The following is a 16,085-nucleotide window of genomic DNA, read 5'->3' on the forward strand; positions in this document are numbered from 1 at the left end:
ATTCCCGTTCGGGCAACGGAAAACATTCATGAATCAGGACCTAGAACACGACGCAGGGCACGAACACGTACCGGCGCCGCATCCACGCAGCATCGGCATTCCGCGCACGGGAAGCTTTGATGCGCCTGCGTTTGAGCAGGCGATTACCGATCTGTTGCGCGCCAGTGGCATCACGCCCGACTCGAGTCACACCGGCCGCACCGCACAGCGCGTGCGCGAACTGTGGCAAAAAAGGCTGCTTGGCGGCTACGAACTCGATCCAGCCGAAGCGCTCGGCGACGGGTTCGAAGACGAACGGCGGGACATGGTCGTCGTGCGCGGCATTGCCATTCACGGCGTCTGCCCTCACCACCTGGTGCCGTTCCGCGGCTACGCCCATGTCGGCTATGTGCCGGGCGGGCGGCTTCATGGATTCGGGCGCATTGCGCGACTGGTGGACGCCATCGGCCACCGTTTTACCTACCAGGAATGGATGACGCGCGACATCGCCGACGCCCTCATCACGCACGGGCACGCTGCAGGTGCAGCCTGCGTAATCGAGGCCGAGCAATTGTGTCTGCTGCTCGGAGAAGATCGCCGCGGCGACGAGCGCGTCATCACGCAGGCTTTTGCAGGCAGCTTCGAACAGTCGCCCCAGTTGCGCAACGAGTTCCTGCGCGCCATCGATCATACGATGCGCTGACCGTCTGCCGCCTGCGCAGGCAGGCAGCAGGCACCGCCGAACAAGCTGGGGAGCTCAGGGAAAGAGCTGACGCACCGTGCTGCGGTGCTCGGTGATGTCCAGCATCGTCACCTCGCGCCCGAGCAGCACCACCGACCCCCGGTAACGATCGAAGCCCGACCCGGAATACTCGAAGTCGTACGCACGCCGTATCGCCATGCGTCCATCTTCGTCGCGCGCAAGCCGCAGGGAGCGGCCGGCGACGGTCTCGTCGAGCAGTTGCACCCCTTCGCGCTCGCACGCATTGCGCGCGGCGGCAATACCCGTTTCGCGCGCCTTGAGGCTGTCGAACCAGAACCAGGCCAGCAGGCCCAGCAGCGACAGCGCAGAGAGTTCAGCAATGGACATGGACACAGATTAGCACTGCATCAGCTGATCATCATGCCCCGGATCATGTAGAAGATGAGCGCGGCCATCAGCGCCGAGGCCGGCACCGTAATCACCCAGGCCGCAGCAATCCGGATGAGCTGCGAACGCTTCACGAGTTGCCGTTTATAGACCTTGCGCAAGCCCTTGCGCTCAACCTTGGAGAAGTTGGCCGGGTCCTCGTGACGCTTTGAGCGCAGCTTGAGGTCCCGCAGCATGTCGCCCTTCTCATCAACCGAGGCCTTGTTGAACAGCACGAGGAAGGCGTCGATGGCAGCCTGGTCGCCTTCCGGGTGGTGCGCCTTGATCTCGGCCATCATGCGGTCGTAGTTGCTCTTCAGGTACTCACGCAAGAAGCCGACACCGAATACGCCTCCCACCGCGATATGGGTCGAGCTGACGGGCAGGCCGAGCTGGCTGGCGATGATCACGGTGATGGTCGCCGCCATCGCGATGCAGTAGGCGCGCATCTGATCAAGCTCGGTGATCTCCGTCCCCACGGTGCGGATGACCTTGGGACCGAACAGCGCAAGCCCGAGCGCGATGCCTGCAGCGCCCACCCCCATTACCCACAAGGGAATGGCAGCCTTGTCGCTGATCACACCACCCGAGGTGATCACATCGACAATGGCGGCCAGCGGCCCGACTGCGTTGGCGACGTCGTTCGAACCATGCGCGAAGCTCAGCAATGCCGCAGCGAAAATCAGCGGCATCGTAAACAGCTTGTTCACACCACTCTTGGTGTTGGCGATCACGTGGACTTCACGACTCGCGCGATGACGCACGACACCGAAAACGATGACGGCAAAGCCGAAACTGTAGATCAGCGCCTCGATGAAACTCAGCTTCCAGACCTTGCCAAGCCCCTTGAGCAACAGGTAGGCGCCGAAACTCCACGCCATGAAGCCGATCAGCAGCGGCACCATCTTGCGTGCAGCGGCAGCCATGTCGGCCTGATAGGTGATGCTGCGCTTGATCACGTAGAGAAAGAAGGCTGCGACCAGACCGCCGAGCACGGGCGAGATCACCCAGCTCGATGCGATGGCCGACATCGAGCTCCAGTTGACGATGTCGAAGCCCTTTGCTGCCACACCGGCACCGAGCACGGCGCCGACGATGGAGTGCGTGGTCGAGACCGGTGCCCCCACTGCGGTGGCAAAGTTCAGCCACAGTGCCCCCGCGAGCAAGGCTGCGAGCATGACCCAGATGAAGGTCTCGGCGGAGTCGTGCAGCATGTCCGGATTGATGATGCCGCTGCGGATGGTGCCGACCACTTCGCCACCTGCGATCAGGGCGCCTGCCGCCTCGAAGATTGCGGCAATCACCAGCGCGCCGCCGAGCGTCAACGCCTTGGAGCCGACCGCCGGGCCGACGTTGTTGGCAACGTCGTTGGCGCCGATGTTCATCGCCATGTAGCCGCCGATCATCGCTGCGATCACCAGCACCATGCTGCCTTCGCCCTGGCCGCGTATCGCGGTGTACAGCATCACGCCGACGATAAAGAGGAAGGCAATGCCAATCCTGAACAGCTCGCTGCGACCATGCGCCGTGGCGCGCTCTATGTCGTTGATATTTTTGAGATCCATGCAAATGCATCCGGAAATCGGGAATTCGCCATTGTTTCAGAAAAAAGACAAGTTCCCAACGACAACCGAAAAATACGGGTCTTGAAGATGAAGGTCTCGCGGCATCGGCACAACACCCCGGGGCCGGGATGAGCCGGTCCGTCAGAGGCGGTGGTACTTGTCGGAACGCCCGCGGGCCTTGTCTGCCGGGTAACGCTCGGCGTTGATCGCCAGCTTGCGGCGTGCGGCATCGGCCAGATCCACCTCAAGCACGTCGGCCAGGCGGACGAGGTAGAGCATCACGTCCGCGAGTTCGAGGGCGACCTCTTCCCGCGTCCTGTCGTCGAGCGCAGCCGACTGCTCCGCACTCAGCCACTGAAAGTGCTCGATCACTTCGCCGGCCTCACCCGCCAGCGCCATCGCCAGGTTCTTGGGGGTATGAAACTGCTCCCAGTCACGCTCCTCCGCGAAACGGCGCAGGCTGTCCCGCAACTCGTGCAGCGCGTCCTTGCTCATTCGATGTGATGCTCCAGATCGAAGCCCGCCTCTGCATCCTCACCCAGCAGTTCGACCAGCCGGGGCAGGACTGCCTCCAGCCGCTCGGGCAGCACCCACGGCGGATTGACCACGAACAGGCCGCTGCCGAACATGCCGAAACCATCCTTGGGTGCGCCCCGCACGGCCAGGCGTACGTCGAGCCAGCTCTCGGCCCCGAGTGCAGCCAGTCGCTCGGGCAGCTGCCGTGCTTCCGGGCGCGCGAGCATCGGATACCACAGCGCGTAGGTGCCGGTAGGAAAACGCCGCATGGCATCGCGCAGGGTATCCACGGCCTGACGATAATCGTCCTTCACCTCATAGGGCGGGTCGATCAGCACCACGGCGCGACGCGACGGCGGAGGCAGGAGTGAGCGCAGGCCGGAGAAGCCGTCCGCCTTCCTGACCTGCACGCGCTCGGTTTCGGTGGCAAAGGTCTGCTGCAGTGACACCGCGTCGGCCGGATGCAGTTCGAACAACCGCAACCGGTCCTGCGGCCGCGCAACAGTCATCGCCAGCGCGGGCGAACCCGGGTAGAACACCAGCCGGCCATGCGGATTGAACTGACGCACCGCCTTCACATAAGCGGTCAGTGGCGCAGGCAGATCGTCGCAATCCCACAAGCGCCCCACCCCATCGGCGTATTCCGACGTTTTCTCTGCCTGATCGCCGTCCAGCGCATAACAGCCCGCGCCCGCATGGGTGTCGATATACACCCAGGGCTTGTCCTTGCGGTTGTAGTAGTCGAGCAGTTCGAGCAGCACGAGGTGCTTGAGCACGTCGGCGTGATTGCCTGCATGGAAGGCGTGGCGATAACTGAGCATGGGCGGAAACAATAGGCGAAGGCGTGGAATGCTACCACCACGGACAGCGATCATGCGCTGCCGGGCCTGCTGTACGCAGGCGATACCGATTACAATCCGCCCCTCTGGCGAGTCGTTCGCCCATCATCACAAGACCGGAACACCCATGCTGCGAATCACCGAGCTCAGACTGCCCCTGGACCATCCCGAGGAGGCGCTCAGAAGCGCCATCATCGAGCGGCTGGGCATTGCGGCGACCGACCTGCTCGCCTTCACCGTCTTCAAGCGCAGCTACGATGCGCGCAAGGCAGCCTCGCTGAGCTTCATCTACACCATCGATCTCACGCTGCAGAACGAAGCCGGTGTGCTGAAGCGCTTCGCCGGCGACCGCCACATCAATCCCGCACCGGACACCCGCTACCACTTCGTCGGTCAGGCGCCGGCGACGGTCGCGCACCGGCCGGTCGTCGTCGGCTTCGGCCCCTGCGGCATCTTTGCCGCCCTGATTCTGGCGCAGATGGGATTCAGACCGCTGGTGCTGGAACGCGGCAAGGCAGTGCGTGAGCGCACCAAGGACACCTGGGGCCTGTGGCGCAAGAACGTGCTCAATCCCGAGTCGAACGTGCAGTTCGGCGAAGGCGGTGCCGGCACCTTCTCTGACGGCAAGCTCTACAGTCAGATCAAGGACCCGAAGCACTATGGTCGCAAGGTGCTGACCGAGTTCGTCAAGGCCGGCGCGCCCGAGGAGATCATGTATGTGAGCAAGCCTCACATCGGCACCTTCCGCCTGGTCGGCATGGTGGAAACCATGCGTGCCGAGATCGAGGCCCTCGGCGGCGAAATCCGCTTCCAGCAGCGCGTCACCGACCTGCGTATCGAAGACGGCCAGGTGCGCGCCGTCGTGCTCGCGGACGGAGAAGAGATCCCCTGTGATCACGTGGTTCTGGCCCTCGGCCACAGCGCTCGCGACACGGTGGAAATGCTGCATGAACGCGGCGTATTCATGGAAGCGAAGCCATTCTCCGTGGGTTTCCGCATCGAACATCCGCAGTCCCTGATCGACCGGGCCCGCCTCGGCAAGTATGCCGGCCACCCACTGCTTGGAGCGGCCGACTACAAGATCGTGCACCATGCGAAGAACGGGCGCTCGGTCTACAGCTTCTGCATGTGTCCCGGCGGCACGGTGGTCGCAGCCACCTCGGAGCCGAACCGAGTGGTCACCAACGGCATGAGCCAGTACTCGCGCAACGAACGCAATGCCAACGCCGGCATCGTGGTCGGCATCACGCCCGAGGACTATCCCGGCGGCCCGCTGGCCGGCATCGCCCTGCAGCGCGAACTGGAATCACGCGCCTTCGAGCTCGGTGGCGGCACCTATGAGGCGCCCGGTCAGCTGGTGGGTGACTTCATCGCCGGGCGGCCGTCGACGGCGCTCGGATCGGTCGAGCCCTCCTACAAGCCCGGCGTGAAGCTGGGCGACCTGTCGACCGCCCTGCCCGACTACGCAATCGAGGCCATACGCGAAGCACTGCCTGCCTTCGAGCGCCAGATCAAGGGCTTCTCGATGCATGACGCGGTACTGACCGGGGTCGAAACCCGCACCTCGTCACCCGTGCGGGTCACCCGCGGCGAGAACTATCAGAGCCTGAACGTGAAGGGCCTCTACCCCGCGGGGGAAGGCGCAGGCTACGCCGGCGGCATCCTGTCTGCCGGTGTCGACGGCATCCGGGTTGCCGAGGCGCTCGCCAAAGACATCATCGACGGCCAGCCGGCAGACTGAGCCCGGCCCGCACCGCGCTCAGCGCGGTCAACAGGCGAGTCCGGGTCCGGCCTGGCCGGCTCGGGCTCAGTTCGTTGCCACCGCCGGCTTGGCGACGACCTTTTCGTCATGTGCCGCCGCCGGCGGCTCATCCGGCAGGATCAGCGTGAGCAGGATGGCGGTAATGCCACTGATCGTAATCGGCGATCCGATCACTTTCTGCACTGCATCGGGCAAGCCGCTCAGCGCATTCGGCACCATGCTGACGCCAAGCCCGAATCCGAAGGACAGGGCCATCACGTAGATCGCCTTGCGGTCGATTGTCTGCGTCGACAGGATGCGGATGCCAGCCACTGCGATCGAACCGAACAGCACCAGCGTTGCACCGCCCAGCACCGGCTTGGGCAGCAGCACGAACACCGCGCCGAAGATCGGAAACAGGCCGAGCAACACCAGCAGGCCAGAGATGTACTTGCCCACATGGCGGCTTGCCACGCCGGTGAGCTGGATCACACCGTTGTTCTGACTGAAGGTGGTGTTGGGGAATGTATTGAACACGGCTGCGAGGGCAGAGTTGAGGCCATCGCCGAGGATGCCGCCCTTGATCCGCTTCATGTAGACCGGGCCTTTCACCGGCTCACCGGAGATCACCGAGTTTGCGGTGAGATCGCCGGTGGTTTCGATCGCCGTGATCAGGTACAGAAACGCAATCGGGATGAACAGCGCCCAGTCGAATGCGAGACCAAACTTGAACGGTTCCGGAATCGCAAAAAACGGCTGACTGCCAAGTCTGGAGAAGTCGACCATCCCGGCGAACGCCGCGATCACGAAGCCTACCGCGAGGCCGATCAGGATTGCGCTGAGCCGGATCATGCTGTTGCGCGCAAAACTCAGCCAGATGATGATGGTGATCACCGTCAGCGCCAGCGCCATGTTGGAGGCAGAACCGAAGTCCTCCGCACCGAAGCCGCCTGCCATGTCGGTCACACCGACCTTGACCAGACTCAGTCCGATGATGGTGATCACGATGCCCGTCACCGTCGGCGTGATGATCCTGCCAAGCTTGTCGATGAACTGGCTCAGAACGATCTCGATCAGACTGCCGGCGAGACAGAGACCAAACAGCAAGGCCAGAATCTGCTCCGGCGTATCGCCCCGCCCCTTTGCCACCAGGCCGGCCGCGAGGATGGAGCCGAGAAACGCAAAACTCGTTCCCTGAAGACTGAGCAGACCGGAGCCGATAGGCCCGACACGCTGGGACTGAATCCAGGTGGAAACCCCGGAGACGAACAGCGACATGCTGATCAGGTAGGGGATGTACTGACCAAGACCAAGTGCGCCGCCAATAATGAGCGTCGGGGTGACGATGCCGACGATGCTTGCAAGAAGGTGCTGCAGCGCTGCAAGCAGACTGGCGGCGGTTCCGGGCCGATCCTCCAGCCCGTATAACAGGGCGGGCAGCCGAACAGCGGGGTTGTCTTGCGACATGATGAGGACTCCTGTGCGTCATTGGTAATGGCTCGGTCGGGAGCGCACACTCACCAGGCTTTGTGGCTCGATGAAATCCGCTCACTCGACGCATCCAAAGCACTCAGCAAGCCCCGTGCCGTCAAATCACGCCCTTTTCAGACCTCAAACCCCGGAAAACGCGATTTCTTTCGCGCCAAAATGGGGCATCGCTGAGTCCACGCACGCAAACCCTTGTTTAATAGCATTTTTCAATCCAACAACATTGGTGCAGACACTGCGCAGACGCACCTTGAACGTGAATCTATTTCGCATATCCCCGACGGCTATTCGCACTATAGGCATATCGACATATGCACGAAGCCATCACGTCCCGGCAGATCCGGAACCCCGCCCCGCCGGCTGCAGGGCGGGAAACACGATCAGGCCAGGTCCGAAATCGACCGCTCGCCGCGATGAAAGGCATCCGTGAAGCGGTCGAGACCGTGACTCCCGCCATTGACCAGCCGGCGTGCGTGACGCAGATCGCCCTCGATCAGCGCGCGCTTGATCCGGGCCTCCTTGTCCTTCAGAAAGGCCGCCAGCAAACGCCCGGCAATCAAGGGGTCGGAAGCAAGCTCGGGCTTGCGCACCAGTTCATCCCCCATCCCGAGCAGTTCTCCATAGCGCGCATAGTTGAAGCGACCGGTGAGCTGGATGTAACCCCGGCCACGAAAGCGCTCGCCATCAGGTGCGCCCTGGTTTCCAAGATCCCGACGCGCGTCGTAGAGGTCGAAGGGATGGCCACGCGGCGAGGTGTTGAAGCGTGAAAGCCCCTCCGGCACCGGCTTGAAACTCTCGGTCTCGGCACGAATCGTAGCCAGAGCCATCAACACCATCGGTTTGTCGGTCAGACCACTCTCGGCCAGTGCCGTACTCACAGGCGGCAGGTTCTCGCGGATATTGCGGATCGGCGTCGATGGAAACATCTCTGACACTGCCTGCACCGTCACTGCGGGCAGCACATCCGGCCACACGTCGGCACGTTTCGCCAGGTCGAGCGCCCCAAGCGTTCGCGGGCCGGCAATGCCGTCTGCCAGCAGCCCCTCACTCAGCTGGAATGCCATGAGTGCCGCCTCGGTCCCGCCACCGAACTCGCCGTCGAGCAGGCCCGGGTCGAAACCTCTCGACTTGAGTTCGCGCTGCAGGCGCTTCACCGCGGCGCCTTTCATTCCCCGCTTGAGCACTGTCATCGTTGTCTCCCCTGCATGAATGACGATTTCACTATAGGTCAGCGCAATCGCTTCGGCTGCAAGTCTGCACATTGTGCGGGCACATCTATACTGGACTGAAACCACGCGCGGCCGTCCATCCGACGCATATGTAGCGACACTTCACGAGCACCCCGCGTGCAACCGGAGGCTTCACATGTATGCCAGTTCGCAGGCGACCTTGATCACCACGGGCATGCTTCCGTTTCTGTTGCTCGTAAGCGCCGTGCTGACCGCACCGATCTCGATCGCCTTGCTGGCGCTCTACCGGCGTGCGGTCTTGCGCTCAATGGCGATCTCCAGTGCAGACGTGGCCACGCCTGCAATCAGTAACGGCGCCCCGCTCGCGCCCCCGAGGGCCGTGCTCAGGCTGTGCATGGTCGATGCCGGCACCCTGCCGGAACCGCGAGCCCGCGCCCCCATCCAGCGCTCGCTCGTCATGGCATCGCTGGTCTACGGTGCAGCCGGATTCACGTACGCCCTGGTCCTCGGTGGCGCGTGGATGATCCTGACCCGCGCAGATGGCTTCGTGGTGGTCCGGTTTCTGTGGTTGCTGTCCTGCTATGCGTGGCCAGCGGCACTCGCAATCGGTCTGCTGGTCGCCGTGAACCTGAAACAGCGCCTGATCGTCGCCTGCGCCTATTTCGTCATGCTGTTCGCGGTTGCGTTCTACGGCCTGCTGCGCAACGACGCGCTGAGCGTCGGCCAGGTCGCGAGCTTCTGGATGCTGACCAACGCCCCCGCCACCATCCTCTTGCTCGCATTTCTGCATCGCCGCGTACGCGCGGTCGGTCCGCTGGTGCTGGCCTTCATGGTGGTCGTCGTTACCGGATCGCAGATAGCACTGACCGTGGTCGGCAGCAGCGAAGCCGGCATGCGCGCAGCGGTACTGACTGGCGCGGCGGTCGGGCTCGGCGGAGAGGCCACCTTCTTTGCCACGATGTTGCTTGGCGCACTGCTGGCGGCGGTGGCGGGCTGGTTCTGTCTCAAGTGGCTGGGGCATCGCCATCTCGCCCGACGCAGCAGCGATCAGGCACTCACGCTCGATGCCATGTGGCTGCTGTTCGGGATGGTGCAGTCAATCACCCTCGCCTTCGAAGGCTGGGCCTGGATCCTGACCGGTCCGGTCGCCTTTGCTGGCTACAAGGCCGTCAGTACGGCAGGTTTTCGCGCCGCAGGCCTGCATCGTGCGCCACCGCACCCACCTTCGCTGCTGCTGTTGCGTGTGTTTGCGCTCGGTGCGCGCAGTGGTCAGCTGTTCGACGCACTTTCCAGGCGCTGGCTGCGCACCGGCGACATCAGCATGATCGCGGGCCCGGATCTGGCGACGAGCACGGTCGAGCCACATGAGTTTCTTGATTTCGTGGGCGGCCGCCTGTCGCGCCAGTTCGTGCGCGACGCCGACGATCTTGAGCACCGACTGCAAGCCCGGGCCAGCGGCCCCGATCCGGACGGCCGCTACCGGATCAACGAGTTCTTCTGCCATGCGAACACCTGGCAACTGGCAATGCGCCGCCTGGCCACATCGGCCGATGCAGTGCTGATGGACCTGAGGAGTTTCTCCGCCGCAAACCAAGGCTGCCAGTACGAGCTTCAGCAGCTCATCGACATCGTGCCCCTGGACCGGGTGCTATTCCTCATCGACGCCAGCACTGACAAGGCATTTCTTGAGCGCAGCCTGCTGGATCTGTGGAGCCGCGCCGCCAGCGACTCGCCAAACCGCGAACACCCCACGCCTCGGGCAAACATCGTCGACGTCGGCAAGCACGTCGAGACCATCATCCCGTCCCTGCTCGGACTGCTCGACACACCTCAGCTGCAGCCCGCCGTTGGAGCGGGCTAGCGCCCACGGGTCAGAGATCGACGCGCAGCGTTACCCAGTGACGCAACTCGACGACCCGGTCGGAGGGCTCGCCGCTGGCCTTGAATTCGCCGTGGGCGCCGTTGATCGACTGCGCGGTATACGCGATTTCGCCACGCTGACCGCCGATATTGAAGGGATAGCCCAGGCGTGCGTCGAAGCGACGATAGAAGTCGACCGAGCTGTTTCGCGTCCACTTCATCTCGCCCACCCAATAACCGGCCAGCGAGAAGTCCAGTCCGCCTGGCAGCTTCTGCATCAGCAGAAAGGACGTTGAGCTGCTTGGACTGGACCGACGCGTCAGCAGATCAATTTTCTCCTGATTGCTGGTTCTGACCAAAGTCGTCACCCCGGACCCCGGCATGACCGAACCCAGATATGTCGAAGAGATCTCGGTCCATGCCTGGCCGAGCATCAGCCGCGTCGAATCAAAAGGCTGCCAGCGCCACTGGAATTCAACGCCCTCGATCTTCACCCTCTGGATGGCCGTCGTGAAGTCGGCATCCGTCGCGGTACATGAACCGGGATAGACCTGAACGTCGCACACGGATGAAGGCAACAGCCGGTTCACCGTCAGCATCCGGTTCGGGATCCGCTCTCTGAACACCCGGATGTCCAAACTGCTGCGCAAGGATTTCCAGTCACCAAGATAGCCAATCTCGATCGTGTTGATCTCCTCCTGCTCCATGTCCGGATCGCCAAGAAACTCCTGCTTGTAGACCTGGCCTGCCGGAATGGGCGTACCACTGGCCGTCGAGTAAGGCGTCAGCACGCGGTTGCCAACGTAATCAACCGTACTGCCGGTCCGAAAGGCACGGGACGCCCCCAGACGCACCGTGTTCTCAGGGTTGAGGTGAAAGTTGAGGCTCAACCGCGGCGAGAAATTGCGACCGCCAAGCGAGTCGTACTCGCTCGCCGCCCCAAGGTTCCCGGTGAACCACTCCGCAGGCTTCCATTCAAGGTTGCCGAACAGTCGGGCGACACGCCGATAGACCGTGTCCCGTCCATACAGGAAATCGTCCGACTTCAGGCTGTCCAGCCGGTAACCCGCGCCCCACACCAGACGGGTAGCGTCGAACGGGGAAAACGTGTGTTGCGCCTCGAGTTCGTGCCGGGTACCGACATCGCCGTAGGCGTCGACCTTGTAGAGCAGATCGTCGTCACCATTCCAGGTCAGATCATCAGTGCGTTCGATATGGGCCTCGGAACCGTGGTCTTCCGCATATGAATAGCGCAGCTGAAAATCCGAGCCCTCACCCAGGGCACGACGCCACAGTGCCTGAATGTAGGTGTTGGACTGATCGAAGTCCCGGAGGGGATTACCGGGGTCATCGCCACCGGTGAGCACATCCACCCCATTGACTTCCTCTTTATTCAGACGCCCCTGAATCGTGGTGGCCTCGATATGGCCAAAGCTCAACTGCAGCTGATCGCTGTTGCTGAGCCAGAACCCGGCGTTCAGGTTGACGAGGCGCGAATTGAACGAGTCCTGCCAGTCAAACTGGTCAGTGAAACCAGTGTCGTTCTTCTCCTGGTAGGTGAAGCGGAAATCGCCGCTCTCGCCCAGACGTCCGCCGGCTCGCAGCGTGGTATCGCTCACACCCTGGTTGCCCTGATTGGTGCTGACCGACACGCCGCGCACCAAGGCCGGATCGACCGTAATGATGTTGATCACGCCAAGGAATGCATTCGAACCGTAGGAGACCGCGTTGGTGCCGCGCACGACCTCGATGCGCTCCACGTCCTCAAGCGCTACCGGCAGCGTCGCCCAGTTCACCCCGTTCTGGAACAAGGGCGAATACTGGGAACGCCCGTCGATCAGGACCTGCACCCGGGGGGAGAAATCCTCATTGGTCAGACCATGGTAGGTGACCCGTGCCGCATCGGTATTGTTCGGATAGGTCAGAAAGCCCGGAACGATGCGAAAGACATCATTGAGGTCTCGCGCGCCGATCGCCTTGATCATTTCGCGATCGATCACGGTGACCGAGGCAGAGGCGTCGGCAAGGCGCTGTGGCAGACGGCTGACCGAGGCAACGATGGGCAACTCGGCAAAAAACAGGTTGTCTTCTGCAAACGCGAAGGCTTCGATGCTCGAGGCACAGAGCAAGACCGGCAGCAAATTCGCAAGCATCCGCCTTCGCACAGGCGCGCCTATAACTAATTTATTAGTTCTGGCGTTTCCCGAACACAAGTCAGAAATTCCGAAGTGTTTTGCACCACAGTTCATGAATACATTGTCCGCATGTTTTTTCCGAGCGTATCGGGACCGACACATTCGCTTCTTGGACGAAGTATCCATTGCGTTTCCGGGAGCGTCAATCGCATACGAACGCCCCGGAATGAGCGTAAATGTACGCATTTGGGCAGAAGTTCCGTACTTTGTCGTACGGAAACCCGGCAGGAGCCGCACCAAGCCTGAACGACGCCTTGAGCGCAGCCTCCTTCGGGGCAGTTTCACAGAACTGAATACTGGCGCTGCACACTGTCGCAAAAATGCGACGTAACACCCGGCACTAATATACAAAAGGTATTAATTTTCAGCTTGACGAATACACCATACCGGTGATTTCAATCCCCGTCCGGAAGGCCTGTCGGGACCGTTGCTCCACGAAACCTCGCCGTATCCACGCCAAGTTTTGCGAGCTTGTCATAGAGTGTCTTGCGCGGCACACCGAGTGCCTCGGCCGCACTTGCAACATCCCCAAGCGTTTGTTCAAGCGCGCTTTCGATCAGGCGCAGTTCAAATGCTGCGACGCGCTGCGGCAAGGTTTCGCCTGACGGCGCGCCCCCCGACCCGGGTCGCCACACGCCAAGCACATAGCGTTCAGCCGCGTGCTGCAGCTCCCGCACATTGCCCGGCCAGTCGCAACTCATCAGCCAGTCGACCACTGCCGGCAGGACCGGCGGCTGCGGACGACGGTAACGCTCGGCCGCCTGGAGGCAGAACGCGTTGAACAGCAGGGGAATGTCCTCGCGCCGCTCGCGCAGGGGCGGCAGGTTGAGCGGAACGACGTTCAGGCGATAGTACAGATCGGCCCGAAAGCGGCCGGCCTTGCTTTCCTCGGCCAGATCGACCTTGGTGGCGGCGACGATGCGGCAATCAACCGGAACAAGCCGGTTGGAGCCAAGGCGCTCGACAACCCTCTCCTGCAACACACGCAGGAGCTTTGCCTGCAGCGCCAGCGGCATGCCCTCGATTTCATCGAGAAACAGGGTGCCGCCATTGGCGTGTTCGATCTTTCCGGCGCGGCTGCGTGTGGCGCCGGTAAAGGCCCCCGGCTCCACCCCAAACATTTCGCTCTCGAACACGGTTTCGGGCAGAGCCGCACAGTTGATCGCAACGAAATTGCCCTGCCGTCGGTGACCGGACTCGTGCAGGCCGCGGGCAACGCGCTCCTTGCCCGTACCGGTTTCACCATGCACCAGCACATCCACATCGGTGTCGGCCAGTTCGGCGACCAGCTCACGGACCCGGCTCATCGCCTGGCCATTTCCAAGCAGGCCGTCGGTACCCGTCGTCTGCGCAAGCTGCCTGCGCAATGCACGATTCTCCAGCACCAGGCGACGCTTCTCCATCGCACGGCGGACGACATCCAGCAATTGCTCGGGCGCAAAGGGCTTCTCGATGAAGTCATAGGCGCCGGCTCGCATGGCCTCGACCGCCATCGATACATCGCCATGACCGGTCACAAGGATTACCGGCAGATCAGGGTCGATGGCCACAACCCGCTGCAGCAGCGCCATGCCATCCATGCCCGGCAGGCGCACATCGGTCACCAGCACCGCGGGCGTTGCGGTCCCCACGCGCGCGACGACCGACTCTGCGCGGGCGTGATCCTCCACGTCGATGTCGGCCAATGCAAAGGTCTGGCATCCCGCAGCCCGCACCGCATCGTCGTCCTCGACGTACAGCACCTTCAACTCCCCGCTACTCATGCTCTCAACTCCTGATCCCTGCTCTCGTCATCCACATCCGACCCTGTCGGCCAGCTCGCACGGACGACTGCACCACCCGCCTGGCGCTGGTCGAACGAAATCTGTCCGCCCGCAGCCACCACCAGATCGCTGACGATAGCCAGGCCCAGCCCCAGCCCCTGGCCAAGCGGTTTGGTGGAAAAAAACGGCTGAGTGATCTTCTCTCTCAAGGCGGGGTCGATACCAGGGCCATTGTCCGCGACTTCAAGCACCAGAGCACTGCCACGTCTCCCCACCCAGACCTCGACCTCGGCACCCGATCGACCAACGAGCGCATCCAGCGCATTGCCGATCAGATTCAGCAAGACCTGCTCGAGCGCCTGAGGCTGGAGCGGCAGCGCGATATCCTCCGCGTAGGTCTTCAGATCGACCCCTCCCGCATCAATCCGGTGGGCCAGCCAGCCAACCACGGTGCGCACGGTCTGTGCCGCAGGCGCAGAGCCACGCACCGACTGCTGACGGGAAGCAAAGACCTTGAGCTGGGCCGTGAGCCGTGCCATGCGCTCCACCAGACCGATCATCTGCTTCAGGTTGTCGCCCAGCGGCTCATACCTGCCGCGCTCCAGAAAGGTCAGTCCATTGCCAGCAAATGCGCGCATTGCGGCCAATGGCTGATTCAATTCATGCGCCACACCGGCCGCCATCTGCCCAAGGGCAGCCAGCCGGTTGGCATCGATCAGTGCGCGCTGCGCCCCACGCAGCTTCTTTTCCGCGGCGGCCCGCTCCCCCACTTCACGCAGCAGTTGCGCATTGGTGGCGGCAAGATCCGCCGTGCGCTCGGCCACCGTGCGCTCCAGCACGGTCTGCGCCGCAAGGCGCTCGCGGATGCGGCGCGCACGCTGCGCCCAGTACATGCCGGCCACGCCAAGCACGCACAGCGCCAAGGCTGCCGCGAGGACTTCCACTCGCGCAGCCTCGCTCGCCGACGACGTATCGAGCATGATCATCATGCGCCAGTCTGCCCAGCCCAGGTCCTGCTGCCTGACCACGAAGGCCTTTCCATCAAGACGCAGCCGGTTGGCCTCCCGCCACACCAGGGGCAGCGGCTCAAGGCGCTCGGTAAAGTACTGGCGGGTATTGCTCAGCGCCTGTCGCGATGCCTCGGACAAAGGGGCGAGGGTGGAGAACTTCCATTCACTGCGTGAAGACAGCGCCACGACGCCATGGCGGTCCACGACCATGATCGACTCACCGCTCTCTGCCCAGGTACGTTCGAGCAGCGTGAGCTCGACCTTGACCGCAAGCACACCGACGACGCTCGTGCCATCAAGCACCGGATGCGCAATGAAGAAACCGGGAATGCGCGTGGTCGCCCCGACGGCGAAAAACGCACCGGAGTCGCCCCTCAGTGCATCCTTGAAGTAGGGTCGGAAAGCGTAGTTCTCTCCAACGAAGCTCTCCGGAAGCTGCCAGTTGCTGGCCGCCAGCGTGCGACCGGAGGGGTCGATCAGATACAGCACCCCGGCCCCCGTTCGCTCGTTCACCTGCTCCAGCAGGCGGTTGGCGAGATCGACCCGACGTGGATCGTTTGCATGTGCCAGGAGCTCGCGCAAACCTGGATGCTGTGCGAGCACCACGGGCAGACTTTCATAACGCTGCAATTCGGAATCCAGGCTGGCCGATAGCAGGGCCAGACGCTGACCGGCGCTGCTTTCGAGCTCGTCCATGGCCGACTGCAGCCGCCACTGATACCCGAACCACAGCAGCGGCAGGATGGCCAGGATCAGCGCCCCGCCACGAACCCGGGGCGTCCACCATGATGATGAGATGCGAAGGAACAT

Annotated in this window: 12 protein-coding genes; 3 read left to right on the forward strand and 9 right to left on the reverse strand. The window is 62.8% G+C overall.

Going from position 1 to position 16,085, the window contains the following annotated elements:
* Positions 1-28 precede the first annotated feature (28 nt).
* Positions 29-682 (forward strand): GTP cyclohydrolase I FolE, encoded by a 654-nt coding sequence (gene folE, locus AC22G6_RS11170; RefSeq protein WP_487366824.1) that lies wholly within the window; start codon positions 29-31, stop codon positions 680-682.
* A gap of 54 nt (positions 683-736) precedes the next feature.
* Here the strand turns inward: folE and AC22G6_RS11175 are convergent, their stop codons facing one another.
* The 4 genes from AC22G6_RS11175 to AC22G6_RS11190 all read right to left on the reverse strand — a co-directional run bounded on the left by AC22G6_RS11175 (position 737) and on the right by AC22G6_RS11190 (position 4,010).
* Positions 737-1,069, reverse strand: a complete 333-nt coding sequence (locus AC22G6_RS11175) for a DUF3301 domain-containing protein (protein ID WP_108948718.1) — start codon at positions 1,067-1,069, stop codon at positions 737-739.
* A 20-nt stretch (positions 1,070-1,089) separates the two neighbouring features.
* The gene (locus tag AC22G6_RS11180; RefSeq protein ID WP_487366825.1) at positions 1,090-2,673 is read right to left on the reverse strand and encodes an inorganic phosphate transporter; all 1,584 of its coding nucleotides are present in this window, start codon (positions 2,671-2,673) and stop codon (positions 1,090-1,092) included.
* A 141-nt stretch (positions 2,674-2,814) separates the two neighbouring features.
* A complete protein-coding gene (locus AC22G6_RS11185) occupies positions 2,815-3,168 on the reverse strand; it encodes a nucleotide pyrophosphohydrolase (protein WP_487366826.1) in 354 nt (117 codons plus the stop codon).
* Positions 3,165-4,010, reverse strand: coding sequence for a 23S rRNA (adenine(2030)-N(6))-methyltransferase RlmJ (locus tag AC22G6_RS11190; RefSeq protein ID WP_487366827.1), 846 nt, complete (start codon positions 4,008-4,010; stop codon positions 3,165-3,167). The genes AC22G6_RS11185 and AC22G6_RS11190 overlap by 4 nt, the downstream gene beginning before the upstream one ends.
* A gap of 145 nt (positions 4,011-4,155) precedes the next feature.
* Between AC22G6_RS11190 and AC22G6_RS11195 the strand changes: the two genes are divergently transcribed.
* Positions 4,156-5,769 (forward strand): NAD(P)/FAD-dependent oxidoreductase, encoded by a 1,614-nt coding sequence (locus tag AC22G6_RS11195; RefSeq protein WP_487366828.1) that lies wholly within the window; start codon positions 4,156-4,158, stop codon positions 5,767-5,769.
* A 66-nt stretch (positions 5,770-5,835) separates the two neighbouring features.
* Here AC22G6_RS11195 and AC22G6_RS11200 read toward each other — a convergent pair whose 3' ends face one another.
* On the reverse strand, positions 5,836-7,236 hold the full coding sequence (locus tag AC22G6_RS11200; RefSeq protein WP_487366829.1) for a nucleobase:cation symporter-2 family protein: 1,401 nt from the start codon (positions 7,234-7,236) through the stop codon (positions 5,836-5,838).
* A 401-nt stretch (positions 7,237-7,637) separates the two neighbouring features.
* Positions 7,638-8,447 carry a peptidoglycan-binding protein gene (locus AC22G6_RS11205; protein ID WP_487366830.1) on the reverse strand — a complete coding sequence of 270 codons (810 nt, stop codon included), beginning with the start codon at positions 8,445-8,447 and terminating at the stop codon, positions 7,638-7,640.
* Positions 8,448-8,622: 175 nt separating this feature from the next.
* Here AC22G6_RS11205 and AC22G6_RS11210 point away from each other — a divergent pair, with 175 nt between their 5' ends.
* Complete coding sequence (locus AC22G6_RS11210) at positions 8,623-10,308, forward strand: hypothetical protein (RefSeq protein WP_487366831.1); 1,686 nt, start codon at positions 8,623-8,625, stop codon at positions 10,306-10,308.
* A 10-nt stretch (positions 10,309-10,318) separates the two neighbouring features.
* Here AC22G6_RS11210 and AC22G6_RS11215 read toward each other — a convergent pair whose 3' ends face one another.
* From AC22G6_RS11215 to AC22G6_RS11225, 3 genes are all read right to left on the reverse strand, one after another.
* Positions 10,319-12,460, reverse strand: coding sequence for a TonB-dependent receptor plug domain-containing protein (locus AC22G6_RS11215; protein ID WP_487366832.1), 2,142 nt, complete (start codon positions 12,458-12,460; stop codon positions 10,319-10,321).
* Positions 12,461-12,897: 437 nt separating this feature from the next.
* Entirely contained in the window at positions 12,898-14,265 is a 1,368-nt protein-coding gene (locus AC22G6_RS11220) for a sigma-54-dependent transcriptional regulator (RefSeq protein ID WP_487366833.1), read from the reverse strand.
* On the reverse strand, positions 14,262-16,085 hold the full coding sequence (locus AC22G6_RS11225; protein ID WP_487366834.1) for a sensor histidine kinase: 1,824 nt from the start codon (positions 16,083-16,085) through the stop codon (positions 14,262-14,264). Before AC22G6_RS11225 ends, AC22G6_RS11220 begins: the two co-directional genes overlap by 4 nt.

This window comes from Parazoarcus sp. PS-13 R2A (assembly GCF_057621855.1).

Coding starts and splice junctions, on each gene's coding strand:
- folE (WP_487366824.1), top strand. CDS start 29: ATGAATCAGGACCTAGAACACGACGCAGGGCACGAACACGTACCGGCG.
- AC22G6_RS11175 (WP_108948718.1), bottom strand. CDS start 1,069: ATGTCCATTGCTGAACTCTCTGCGCTGTCGCTGCTGGGCCTGCTGGCC.
- AC22G6_RS11180 (WP_487366825.1), bottom strand. CDS start 2,673: ATGGATCTCAAAAATATCAACGACATAGAGCGCGCCACGGCGCATGGT.
- AC22G6_RS11185 (WP_487366826.1), bottom strand. CDS start 3,168: ATGAGCAAGGACGCGCTGCACGAGTTGCGGGACAGCCTGCGCCGTTTC.
- AC22G6_RS11190 (WP_487366827.1), bottom strand. CDS start 4,010: ATGCTCAGTTATCGCCACGCCTTCCATGCAGGCAATCACGCCGACGTG.
- AC22G6_RS11195 (WP_487366828.1), top strand. CDS start 4,156: ATGCTGCGAATCACCGAGCTCAGACTGCCCCTGGACCATCCCGAGGAG.
- AC22G6_RS11200 (WP_487366829.1), bottom strand. CDS start 7,236: ATGTCGCAAGACAACCCCGCTGTTCGGCTGCCCGCCCTGTTATACGGG.
- AC22G6_RS11205 (WP_487366830.1), bottom strand. CDS start 8,447: ATGACAGTGCTCAAGCGGGGAATGAAAGGCGCCGCGGTGAAGCGCCTG.
- AC22G6_RS11210 (WP_487366831.1), top strand. CDS start 8,623: ATGTATGCCAGTTCGCAGGCGACCTTGATCACCACGGGCATGCTTCCG.
- AC22G6_RS11215 (WP_487366832.1), bottom strand. CDS start 12,460: ATGCTTGCGAATTTGCTGCCGGTCTTGCTCTGTGCCTCGAGCATCGAA.
- AC22G6_RS11220 (WP_487366833.1), bottom strand. CDS start 14,265: ATGAGTAGCGGGGAGTTGAAGGTGCTGTACGTCGAGGACGACGATGCG.
- AC22G6_RS11225 (WP_487366834.1), bottom strand. CDS start 16,085: ATGTTCCTTCGCATCTCATCATCATGGTGGACGCCCCGGGTTCGTGGC.